The organism is Escherichia sp. TW14182, from assembly GCF_000208525.1.
Lineage (GTDB): Bacteria > Pseudomonadota > Gammaproteobacteria > Enterobacterales > Enterobacteriaceae > Escherichia > Escherichia ruysiae.
Map to the genome: position 1 here is coordinate 1 of NZ_AEJZ01000154.1, position 11,420 is coordinate 11,420.

Sequence of the window (11,420 nt, forward strand, 5' to 3'; positions counted from 1 at the left end):
GTCTGGCGGTACTGGTGTGTCTCCGCCATCATCCGGTGGTACTGGTGTATTACCGCCATCATCCGGCACCGGAGACGGATCGTCGTGATGATTATTATCATCGTGTAGGGCATAGACCGCGACACCAGTTACTACCGCCGCCAGACCAGCGGCGGCCCAGGGTAAAACGGCACTGTCTTTAAGATCTCTACATTCTGCAGGTAAATGTTCAAGCTGTTCTTTATTTAATATTTGAATATTTGCCGGACATGATATTTTGCTGGATTTCCGTGTTTCGTCTGCTGACTCGGTTGTAGTGGTATCCGCAGCCCATGTCTGGCTACTTAACGCCATCGCAACACATACAGACAACAATTTTTTCCTTTGCATATATAACTCCTTAAAAAATAGTTCCCGCGTAACAAACTACGCAAAACGTAAAAACAGAAAGCACTAAATGCCTGCAACGAAACATTCATTAAATAATAGTTATGTTATTTGTATGGTGAATATTAAGTCGAAGCAGTTTAAAAACCACATCAGAGCATTTATTAAATTATATTCTGCGAGCAAGTCATTTCAAACAATAATTAAAAACAGGCGAGAAAAAGACATTAATAATCCATTTACATCATGAATAGATTATTGGCTCACATCCACACAAATGATGAATTGTAATTAACAGACGAGATAATAATAGAATATATAAACAGATCTGTTAATAAGACCTGCCTGGCTAAAAACACAAAGAATCATATAAACATATGTAATAAACATGTTGTTGTGAAATATAATTTATTTTCGCAACCATATACCATTAATCCCCTGTACATATTCACCCGGCTTCGCACGCGCGACAAGTTTTTGCCCTGCCAGTTTCGCTATCTCATCTGTGGATACATTATTCTGTTTTGCCAGTTGCTGGTAACTACGATTACGAGCTTCATTAATATCTCTTACCAATGCCTGTGTTTCAGCATCCGTTTCCAGCGCCACCAGGTAACCATTAAGCGTTTCACCGACCCGCCCCTGACTTCTGGCTTCATTCAGAGTTAATGCCATCGCACTGCTACTCATCAGGCCAATAATCCACACTATTATGAGTAATGTTCTTTTCATCATGACCTCAAAAAAGATCGCTACGAGTTTTAAGCAGGTCTTCAACATCTTTGTCCGCTTTGATGATGATCTCATGCTCAATTTTAACGTTCATATTAATGGTGATTGGCTCCTTCGGCGCAGCCACCTCTATGCGCGGAGTGCAACCAACCAACATAAAAGAGGACGCGAGCGCGGCTATCACTATTTTCATTGTTTTTCCTCACATTCTTTTCCTGACGGGCAGTCATTTTCCGGGATACGGGCATTCTGTTCCAGCCACGCCTGGAGATTATCGCCAAAGCGTAAACTGCGCCATAACGTAAAAATATTCTCTTCGTGACTGTAATTAAGATTCACAGTGCCTGTTTTGCCATCAACCCGACTATTACCGCTAATCGTTGCCTGCATGGTTAACACACCGAGATTATCTAAATTAATTTTTGTCGATGATCGATTAATTTCCATATAGCGCAACCAGTTGATGGCGGTTCCAGCGGTCATATTGTCTTTTGCTACTGCATCCGCAGTGTCTTTATCCAGACGTAAGGTCATTGGCCCGCTATTTGCCAGCCAACCGTCTTTCACTATCCATTTTTCATTGTTTAGCCATAACGGCAGTGCACCACTAAATGCCCCGGACATGGCGAATTGTTTCGGATTGACGGCGCTAACCAGTTCGCTGGATGAGAGATTATTCAGCCGCAACAGCGCCGGGTCATGTTGCGGCATACGTAATTGTTTCATCAGCACGTTACCGCCTAACACATCGACGCTAACATCAGTCAACAGCAATGGTTCTTCTTCTGTCCACGGATAGCGCCCTTGCAAATCAGCCGTAATATTTTTCGCTGTCACCAGATTAATCACTTCGGCAATTCGCAACGTAACGGGGCCGCGAGTCCCCAGATGCCAGGCTCCATCGGCAAAACGGAAAGGCAGGACAAAATCGACACCGTTAACCTGATTATCTGGCATCCAGGCACTACCGCCTTTCAACACGCCGTGCCCTCCCGCGCGGAATCCTTGTTCCGGCGCAGCTGAAAATGCGACCTGGGCATACAGTTCGCCATCGCGTAAGTTCATCTTCCAGTCGGGTGGCACCAGCGGCTGGAATACAGTCAGTGATTGTTTAGGCCACCAGGCGTTACCGCGCAGACGAATACCGTCCCAGCGACCATTTACCCGAACCGGACCAATCTCGCCAGCATGTAAATCGCCTTTGAAGAGGAAATAAGTTGGTTCGCGCCCTTCAACACTAAATTTTAAGGTTGATGGCGGTAACACGCTGCCCCCCGTGAAAAGCGTTTGCCCTGCATCCAGCGAAAGCGCACCACTAAAAGACGGATTCTGCGTGTCGCGTACCCAGACAACAGGTTTCTCAAGAATTAAGCGCGGCTTTTCTACCGTCATCGTGCCATATTGCAACTGGTCGAAACCGGTCGAAAGATCGGTAAGCGTAATCGTGCTGTCATGCCACTCACCTTTTCCTGCGACATCCCAGGTGGCATTCATCGGGGTAAAACTGCCTTTTCCCCAGTAACGCCACTGCCAGCGTCCTGCATCAGGGAGAAAATCATTCGCCTGACCATCCATATGCAGCACAAAGTCGCCCAGTTCATTTTCATGTGCCTGCAAAATGGCCTGTAAACGCCCGTCAATACCACGTTGGGTGACTTTTACTCCCGCTAAAGGCCAGCGAATTTCATCGATGTCCAGTGAATCGATGACTCTTCCCTTTGAACGTAATAACGCGCCAGGTTCAAAGGCCAGCGTTGGGTCAGCCAGACTTCCGCTTAGCTGCGCCGGTAAGCGAGCATATAAAATAAGATCCGCCTGTTTCGCTTCACCGGTCAGTTGCAGTGGCATCTGACTGTTATCCATGCTTAATTTTCCTGGGCCAAAATTAAGCACCGCATTGCCCTTACCTGCTTGCCCCTGGGTCAGCACACTCAGTCGACCACTAACCCATGCGTTCTCAAGCCCGGCCTGCCAGTTATCGACTTTGACACCCAATCGCCCACTAAGGGGAAAACCTTCATATGGCCAGCTCCAGCGACCATCACTGACAGTCAATTGCTGACGGGTAATTTCCCACGGTAAATCGAGCAACGGATCGCCGGTATCTCGTGCCATCACAATCAATTGCCCGCTATTTTCCTGCCACTCGAGTTCAGCATCCACCAGCGACGGTTCCTGCGGCAAATTCAACGTCGCGGTAGCATGACCACTTACAGGAAGCCCATCCGGCACTAGCGGCAGAGTAAATTCCCCCACCAGTTTTACCAGCGGCTGATTTTCAAACGCGGCAACATCCAGTTCGCTGACTGTAAATTGTTGCCCTTTAAGCAGGCCTTGAAATTTAACTTTTTCGCCCTGATAACGCAGTTGCTGGATATCAGAGGTTAATGCGAGAGAGAGTTTTCCCTGCCATTCCTGCCAGGGAGAAAAAATCAGTTTATCGATATTGATCCAGGTGTTAGGCAACATGGCCTGCCACTGCGCGAGGGTTTTCGGGGCGGCTGGAGATTGCTCTGTCTGCGGCAATTTCGCCAGGCAAGCAGAATCAAGTTCTACCGTGCCAACGTTCAATAACCAGCGGCTGGGATGTGAAAGGCTGGCGTTGGTGATATGCGCAAGCTGACAATCTCCCACCAGATAACGGAGATCGGGAATGATTAAACCTTTACGCGTAATGCGTGGGCTTTCATCTAATGCAATACGTGTCCCGAGCGGTAGCCAGATGCCCACCAGCGTGGGAACCCACAATCCGAGCGTCATTAGCAACGTCAACGGCACAAGAATAATCAGTAATAGCAGCGCGAGAACAGCTTTATATTTACCCAACATGGGTAGTTAATATCCTGATTTAGCGAAAAATTAAGCGTTCAATACGGGTATTGTGGCATGTTTAACCGTTCAGTTGAAGGTTGCGCCTACACTAAGCATAGTTGTTGATGAATTTTTCAATATGGTCATAGCTTTCAATTATATTTTAAATTTTGTAAAATATTTTTAGTAGCTTAAATGTGATTCAACATCACTGGAGAAAGTCTTATGAAACTCGCCGTTTATAGCACAAAACAGTACGACAAGAAGTACCTGCAACAGGTGAACGAGTCCTTTGGCTTTGAGCTGGAATTTTTTGACTTTCTGCTGACGGAAAAAACCGCCAAAACCGCCAATGGCTGCGAAGCGGTATGTATTTTCGTAAACGATGACGGCAGCCGCCCGGTGCTGGAAGAGCTGAAAAAGCACGGCGTTAAATATATCGCCCTGCGCTGTGCCGGTTTCAATAACGTCGATCTTGATGCGGCAAAAGAACTTGGGCTGAAAGTAGTCCGTGTTCCAGCCTACGATCCGGAAGCCGTCGCTGAACACGCTATCGGTATGATGATGACGCTGAACCGCCGTATTCACCGCGCGTACCAGCGTACCCGTGACGCCAACTTCTCTCTGGAAGGTCTGACTGGCTTTACCATGTATGGCAAAACAGCGGGCGTTATCGGCACCGGTAAGATCGGTGTGGCGATGCTGCGCATTCTGAAAGGTTTTGGTATGCGTCTGCTTGCGTTCGATCCGTACCCAAGTGCGGCGGCGCTGGAACTTGGTGTGGAGTATGTTGATCTGCCGACCCTGTTCTCTGAATCAGACGTTATCTCCCTGCACTGCCCACTGACGCCGGAGAACTACCACCTGCTGAATGAGGCAGCGTTTGAACAGATGAAAAACGGCGTAATGATCGTCAACACCAGTCGTGGCGCATTGATTGATTCTCAGGCGGCAATTGAAGCTCTGAAAAACCAGAAAATTGGCTCGCTGGGGATGGACGTGTATGAAAACGAACGCGATCTGTTCTTTGAAGATAAATCCAACGACGTGATCCAGGATGACGTGTTCCGTCGTCTGTCTGCCTGCCATAACGTGCTGTTTACCGGACACCAGGCATTCCTGACGGCAGAAGCTCTGACCAGTATTTCCCAGACCACGCTGCAAAACTTAAGCAATCTGGAAAAAGGCGAACCCTGCCCGAACGAACTGGTTTAATCTTGCTGCTCCCCTGCAAGTCAGGGGAGCTTATTCAGATAATCCCCAAAGATCTTTCATCCTCTATTCTTAAAATATGTTTTGCAGGACGGATAAGACGCGTCGCGTTGCATTCGGCAGTCAGCACCTGATTTATACCTTAAGTTGAGAACCAAAATGAAGAAAGTAGCCGCGCTTGTTGCGTTAAGCCTGCTGATGGCGGGATGTGTAAGTAATGACAAAATTGCTGTGACGCCAGAACAATTACAGCATCACCGCTTTGTGCTGGAAAGTGTCAACGGTCAACCTGTTACCAGCGATAAAAACCCGCCAGAAATCAGCTTTGGTGAAAAGATGATGATTTCCGGCAAAATGTGCAACCGCTTTAGCGGCGAGGGTAAACTTTCTGGCGGTGAACTGAAAGTTAAAGGGCTGGCAATGACCCGCATGATGTGTGCCACTCCTCAGCTTAATGAACTCGATCACACCATCAGCGAAATGCTGAAAGAAGGTGCGCAAGTCGATCTGACTGCGAACCAGTTAACGCTGGCCACCGCAAAACAGACATTAACCTATAAGCTGGCGGATTTAATGAATTAATAGCTGCCACAGCTTCCGGCGGCAAGTGACTGTTCGCTACAGCGTTTGCCGTTGGGTAATGCACACATGCCAATAGCCGTTCCGTCAAGTTGACGGGCAACGGATAGCGAACCACCAATCATCGCGCAATTCGCTTCACCGCTACTGGACATGGACGCTTTTAAACCAGGCGCCACATGCGCCGCAGTTGCCTGCTGAACTGGTTCACTACTACACGCCGATAACAATAAAGCGGCACACCCGACCCACAACGCTGCTCGCATCTTTACTTCCTCTAATCTTTAAACCAAACGACACCGCCGTAAATAATAGGCAGCACAGACGACTACGTCGAGAACAACTATGTGTGTTGCAACGCATTGTTACTTTTTTATCGCTATTTTTTTGTCCACTGTTTGATCAAAACATTCATTACGCAGATATGAGGGACACAAAAGCGAAAATGCAACAGAAGGCCATTTGCTAAAATTGAGAGATAACTACTGGGCGCGCAGCTTTTTCGTGTGCCCCTCATTTGCGCAATGTAAGGGTGTCGTATGATCACAATTGACGGTAATGGCGCGGTAGCTTCGGTGGCATTTCGCACCAGTGAAGTTATCGCCATCTACCCTATTACCCCAAGTTCCACGATGGCGGAACAGGCCGATGCCTGGGCCGGAAACGGCTTGAAAAACGTGTGGGGAGATACGCCTCGTGTGGTTGAAATGCAGTCAGAAGCTGGTGCTATCGCGACCGTGCACGGCGCGTTGCAAACGGGTGCTCTCTCGACATCGTTTACATCATCGCAGGGTTTACTGCTGATGATTCCGACGTTGTACAAACTGGCGGGCGAACTGACGCCGTTTGTACTGCATGTAGCAGCGCGTACCGTCGCTACTCATGCACTCTCTATTTTTGGCGATCATTCAGATGTGATGGCCGTGCGCCAAACCGGTTGCGCCATGTTGTGTGCAGCAAACGTTCAGGAAGCGCAGGACTTCGCCCTCATTTCGCATATCGCGACACTAAAAAGCCGTGTGCCGTTTATTCATTTTTTTGATGGTTTCCGCACGTCCCACGAGATCAACAAAATTGTTCCACTGGCTGACGACACGATTCTTGAACTGATGCCGCAGGCAGAAATTGATGCCCACCGCGCCCGCGCGCTGAACCCGGAACATCCGGTGATTCGCGGTACATCCGCCAATCCTGATACTTACTTCCAGTCTCGTGAAGCTACTAACCCGTGGTACAACGCAGTTTACGACCATGTTGAACAGGCGATGAATGATTTCGCCGCCGCTACGGGTCGTCAGTATCAGCCTTTTGAATACTACGGGCATCCACAAGCAGAACGGGTGATTATCCTGATGGGATCTGCCATCGGTACTTGTGAAGAAGTGGTTGATGAGTTACTTACCCGTGGCGAAAAAGTCGGGGTGCTGAAAGTTCGACTATACCGCCCGTTCTCCGCCAAACATTTACTGCAAACATTGCCAGACTCTGTGCGAACTGTCGCGGTGCTGGATCGCACCAAAGAACCGGGCGCCCAGGCAGAACCACTGTATCTGGACGTAATGACCGCGCTGGCGGAAGCCTTTAATAATGGCGAGCGTGAAACACTGCCACGCGTCATTGGCGGGCGCTATGGCTTATCGTCCAAAGAGTTTGGCCCGGATTGCGTGCTGGCAGTATTTGCCGAACTTAACACAGCCAAACCAAAACCCCGTTTTACCGTCGGTATTTACGATGATGTAACCAATCTGTCGCTACCATTGCCAGAAAATACCCTGCCAAACTCCGCGAAGCTGGAAGCCCTGTTTTATGGTCTGGGCAGTGATGGCAGCGTTTCCGCGACCAAAAATAATATCAAGATTATTGGTAACTCCACGCCGTGGTATGCACAGGGTTATTTTGTTTACGACTCCAAAAAAGCCGGTGGTCTGACAGTTTCTCACCTGCGCGTGAGCGAACATCCAATTCGTTCTGCATATCTGATTCCCCAGGCTGATTTTGTTGGCTGCCACCAGTTGCAGTTTATCGACAAATATCAGATGGCAGAACGTCTGAAACCCGGCGGCATTTTCCTGCTTAACACCCCGTACAGTGCCGATGACGTCTGGTCGCGGTTGCCGCAAGAAGTGCAGGCAGTACTGAATCAGAAAAAAGCACGCTTTTATGTCATTAACGCAGCGAAAATCGCGCGTGAATGTGGACTGGCGGCTCGTATTAACACCGTAATGCAGATGGCGTTTTTCCACCTGACGCAAATTCTGCCTGGCGACAGCGCCCTGGCCGAGTTGCAGGGGGCGATTGCCAAAAGCTACAGCAGCAAAGGCCAGGATCTGGTGGAACGTAACTGGCAGGCACTGGCGCTGGCGCGAGAATCCGTGGAAGAAGTCCCGTTACAGCCGGTCAATCCGCATAGTGCGAATCGTCCACCGGTGGTTTCCGATGCTGCACCTGATTTCGTTAAAACCGTTACCGCTGCGATGCTCGCCGGACTTGGCGATGCCCTCCCCGTTTCGGCGCTGCCGCCAGACGGCACATGGCCGATGGGAACCACGCGCTGGGAAAAACGCAATATCGCCGAAGAGATCCCTATCTGGAAAGAGGAACTCTGTACCCAATGTAACCATTGCGTCGCCGCTTGCCCACATTCAGCTATTCGCGCAAAAGTGGTGCCGCCCGAAGCAATGGAAAACGCCCCTGCCAGCCTGCATTCACTGGATGTAAAATCGCGCGATATGCGCGGGCAGAAATATGTGTTGCAGGTCGCACCGGAAGATTGCACCGGCTGTAATTTGTGTGTTGAAGTTTGCCCGGCGAAAGACCGCCAGAATCCAGAGATCAAAGCCATCAATATGATGTCGCGTCTGGAACATGTGGAAGAAGAGAAAATCAATTACGACTTCTTCCTCAACCTGCCGGAAATTGACCGCAGCAAACTGGAACGTATTGATATTCGGACTTCGCAGTTAATCACACCGCTGTTTGAATATTCTGGTGCTTGTTCCGGTTGTGGCGAAACGCCATATATCAAATTGCTGACTCAACTCTATGGCGACCGGATGTTAATCGCTAACGCCACGGGCTGTTCGTCAATTTACGGCGGTAATCTGCCGTCCACACCGTATACCACTGATGCCAACGGTCGAGGCCCAGCATGGGCGAACTCACTGTTTGAAGATAACGCCGAATTTGGCCTGGGCTTCCGCCTGACGGTCGATCAGCATCGTGTCCGCGTGTTGCGTCTGCTGGATCAGTTTGCTGATAAAATTCCTGCGGAGTTACTGGCAGCGTTGAAATCAGATGCCACGCCAGACGTTCGTCGCGAACAGGTTGCCACGCTGCGCCAGCATCTCAAAGATGTGAGTGAAGCTCATGAACTACTACGCGACGCTGATGCGCTGGTGGAAAAATCAATCTGGCTGATAGGTGGCGATGGCTGGGCTTACGATATCGGCTTCGGAGGTCTGGATCATGTATTAAGCCTGACGGAAAACGTCAACATTCTGGTGCTGGACACGCAATGCTATTCCAATACCGGTGGTCAGGCGTCAAAAGCCACGCCGCTCGGCGCGGTGACTAAGTTTGGCGAACACGGTAAACGCAAAGCGCGTAAAGACCTCGGCGTCAGTATGATGATGTACGGTCATGTTTATGTGGCGCAGATTTCTCTCGGCGCGCAGTTGAACCAGACGGTAAAAGCAATTCAGGAAGCGGAAGCCTATCCTGGGCCGTCGCTGATCATTGCTTACAGTCCATGTGAAGAGCACGGTTATGACCTGGCATTGAGTCACGACCAGATGCGCCAACTCACCGCAACCGGCTTCTGGCCGCTGTATCGCTTTGATCCACGTCGTGCTGATGAAGGCAAACTGCCACTGGCGCTGGATTCACGTCCGCCATCAGAGGCTCTGGAAGAGACATTGCTCCATGAGCAACGTTTCCGCCGTCTGAATTCGCAACAGCCAGAAGTGGCGGAACAGTTATGGAAAGATGCCGCAGCCGATCTGCAAAAACGCTATGACTTCCTCGCGCAAATGGCAGGAAAAACGGATAAAAGTGGCACCGAGTAGCGTCGTCGGATAAGGATTATCCAGAACGAAAAAAAGCCCGAATGAAAGTTCGGGCTTGTCTTTTTATTTGTTGGGAAAGAAATAACTATAGCAATGACCCAACAACAAATAATATCTGTGACAATAAAGGCATATAACCCACGCAGAATAACGCATCATTTTTTAAAAGTATAATTTTTATTTTGTATGTATAACCATCAAATCATTCACCAAACCAATCATCATTTCTCAGGAATTATTTGATTAAGGTTTTACTTAAGGCGTAACAAATGACATTTATCGGCTAATGGAACTTTTCCTTTAGGATGTTTTCACTTCCCAAACGGGGAGAAAAAGGCAAATAAAATAACTAAAGGATTTTTTCAATGAAAAGCAAAATACTGGCACTCTTAATCCCTGCCCTGCTCGCCGCAGGTGCTGTACATGCAGCAGAAATTTATAATAAAGACGGCAATAAATTAGATCTTTATGGCAAAGTTGATGGCCTGCATTATTTTTCTGATAGTTCTGCAAAAGATGGCGATCAGAGCTATGCACGTCTTGGATTTAAAGGCGAAACACAAATTAACGATCAACTCACTGGCTATGGTCAGTGGGAATACAATATTCAGGCAAACAATACTGAATCCTCAAAAAACCAGTCCTGGACTCGTCTGGCATTCGCCGGATTGAAGTTTGCAAATTACGGTTCTTTCGATTACGGACGTAATTACGGTGTAATGTACGACGTAGAGGGCTGGACCGATATGCTGCCAGAATTTGGCGGTGACTCCTACACCAATGCAGACAACTTTATGACCGGTCGTGCTAATGGCGTAGCGACATATCGTAATACTGATTTCTTCGACCTGGTTAATGGTCTGAACTTCGCAGTGCAGTATCAGGGTAATAACGAAGGTGCAAACAACGGTCAGGAAGGCACCAACAACGGACGTGATGTTCGTCATGAAAACGGCGACGGCTGGGGGCTTTCCACAACCTACGATTTAGGTATGGGCTTTAGCGCGGGCGCGGCATACACCTCCTCAGACCGCACCAATGATCAGGTCAACCATACTGCGGCAGGTGGCGATAAAGCCGATGCCTGGACTGCCGGATTAAAATATGATGCTAACAACATTTATCTGGCAACCATGTATTCCGAAACGCGTAATATGACACCATTTGGCAACAGCGATTACGCCGTTGCGAACAAGACCCAGAACTTTGAAGTCACTGCCCAATATCAGTTTGACTTTGGTCTGCGACCGGCAGTGTCTTTCCTGATGTCTAAAGGGCGTGACCTGAATGCTGCCGGTGGTACTGATAATCCGGCCGGTGTTGACGATAAAGATCTGGTCAAATACGCCGACGTTGGCGCGACATATTATTTCAACAAAAATATGTCTACCTATGTTGATTATAAAATTAACTTGTTGGATGAAGATGACAGCTTCTACGCTGCCAACGGTATCTCTACCGATGATATTGTCGCTTTAGGTCTGGTTTATCAGTTCTAATCCTGCCTGCCCGCCTCTCTGGCGGGCTTTTTCTACTTATTGAATCCTGCTTAATCTAAATTAAAAATGTGAACTCCGTCATTATACAAAAGACCTCATCTGGCGTTACACTTTATGCGGATACTAAAACAGGAAATGTAATGAACACATCCCCCCC

8 protein-coding genes and 1 pseudogene are annotated in these 11,420 nt (G+C 48.6%); 4 read left to right on the plus strand and 5 right to left on the minus strand.

The window, feature by feature from the left end; all coding sequences use genetic code 11:
- The 4 genes and pseudogenes from EQY_RS0113470 to EQY_RS0113485 all read right to left on the minus strand — a co-directional run.
- Window positions 1–369, minus strand: a pseudogene (locus tag EQY_RS0113470) (surface-exposed virulence protein BigA); the annotation flags it as partial.
- Between the two features lie 405 nt (window positions 370–774).
- Window positions 775–1,098, minus strand: a complete 324-nt coding sequence (locus EQY_RS0113475) for a YdbL family probable chaperone protein (RefSeq protein WP_000831643.1) — start codon at window positions 1,096–1,098, stop codon at window positions 775–777.
- Between the two features lie 7 nt (window positions 1,099–1,105).
- Entirely contained in the window at window positions 1,106–1,291 is a 186-nt protein-coding gene (locus tag EQY_RS0113480; protein WP_000706311.1) for a YnbE family lipoprotein, read from the minus strand.
- Window positions 1,288–3,927 carry a YdbH family protein gene (locus EQY_RS0113485; RefSeq protein ID WP_000901013.1) on the minus strand — a complete coding sequence of 880 codons (2,640 nt, stop codon included), beginning with the start codon at window positions 3,925–3,927 and terminating at the stop codon, window positions 1,288–1,290. Before EQY_RS0113485 ends, EQY_RS0113480 begins: the two co-directional genes overlap by 4 nt.
- 207 nt (window positions 3,928–4,134) lie before the next feature.
- Between EQY_RS0113485 and ldhA the strand changes: the two genes are divergently transcribed.
- Window positions 4,135–5,124 carry a D-lactate dehydrogenase gene (ldhA, locus tag EQY_RS0113490; protein WP_000762235.1) on the plus strand — a complete coding sequence of 330 codons (990 nt, stop codon included), beginning with the start codon at window positions 4,135–4,137 and terminating at the stop codon, window positions 5,122–5,124.
- Between the two features lie 156 nt (window positions 5,125–5,280).
- Window positions 5,281–5,703, plus strand: a complete 423-nt coding sequence (hslJ, locus tag EQY_RS0113495; protein ID WP_010348254.1) for a heat shock protein HslJ — start codon at window positions 5,281–5,283, stop codon at window positions 5,701–5,703.
- On the opposite strand, the gene EQY_RS0113500 is transcribed toward hslJ, so the two are convergent.
- Window positions 5,700–5,966, minus strand: a complete 267-nt coding sequence (locus tag EQY_RS0113500) for a putative hemolysin (RefSeq protein WP_001200698.1) — start codon at window positions 5,964–5,966, stop codon at window positions 5,700–5,702. The two genes, hslJ and EQY_RS0113500, sit on opposite strands and share 4 nt — an antisense overlap.
- A 273-nt stretch (window positions 5,967–6,239) precedes the next feature.
- Here EQY_RS0113500 and nifJ point away from each other — a divergent pair, with 273 nt between their 5' ends.
- Window positions 6,240–9,764, plus strand: a complete 3,525-nt coding sequence (gene nifJ, locus EQY_RS0113505; protein WP_000628226.1) for a pyruvate:ferredoxin (flavodoxin) oxidoreductase — start codon at window positions 6,240–6,242, stop codon at window positions 9,762–9,764.
- Between the two features lie 365 nt (window positions 9,765–10,129).
- The gene (gene ompN, locus EQY_RS0113510) at window positions 10,130–11,263 is read left to right on the plus strand and encodes a porin OmpN (protein WP_000836969.1); all 1,134 of its coding nucleotides are present in this window, start codon (window positions 10,130–10,132) and stop codon (window positions 11,261–11,263) included.
- Window positions 11,264–11,420: the final 157 nt, after the last annotated feature.

Coding starts and splice junctions, on each gene's coding strand:
- EQY_RS0113475 (WP_000831643.1), bottom strand. CDS start 1,098: ATGAAAAGAACATTACTCATAATAGTGTGGATTATTGGCCTGATGAGT.
- EQY_RS0113480 (WP_000706311.1), bottom strand. CDS start 1,291: ATGAAAATAGTGATAGCCGCGCTCGCGTCCTCTTTTATGTTGGTTGGT.
- EQY_RS0113485 (WP_000901013.1), bottom strand. CDS start 3,927: ATGTTGGGTAAATATAAAGCTGTTCTCGCGCTGCTATTACTGATTATT.
- ldhA (WP_000762235.1), top strand. CDS start 4,135: ATGAAACTCGCCGTTTATAGCACAAAACAGTACGACAAGAAGTACCTG.
- hslJ (WP_010348254.1), top strand. CDS start 5,281: ATGAAGAAAGTAGCCGCGCTTGTTGCGTTAAGCCTGCTGATGGCGGGA.
- EQY_RS0113500 (WP_001200698.1), bottom strand. CDS start 5,966: ATGCGAGCAGCGTTGTGGGTCGGGTGTGCCGCTTTATTGTTATCGGCG.
- nifJ (WP_000628226.1), top strand. CDS start 6,240: ATGATCACAATTGACGGTAATGGCGCGGTAGCTTCGGTGGCATTTCGC.
- ompN (WP_000836969.1), top strand. CDS start 10,130: ATGAAAAGCAAAATACTGGCACTCTTAATCCCTGCCCTGCTCGCCGCA.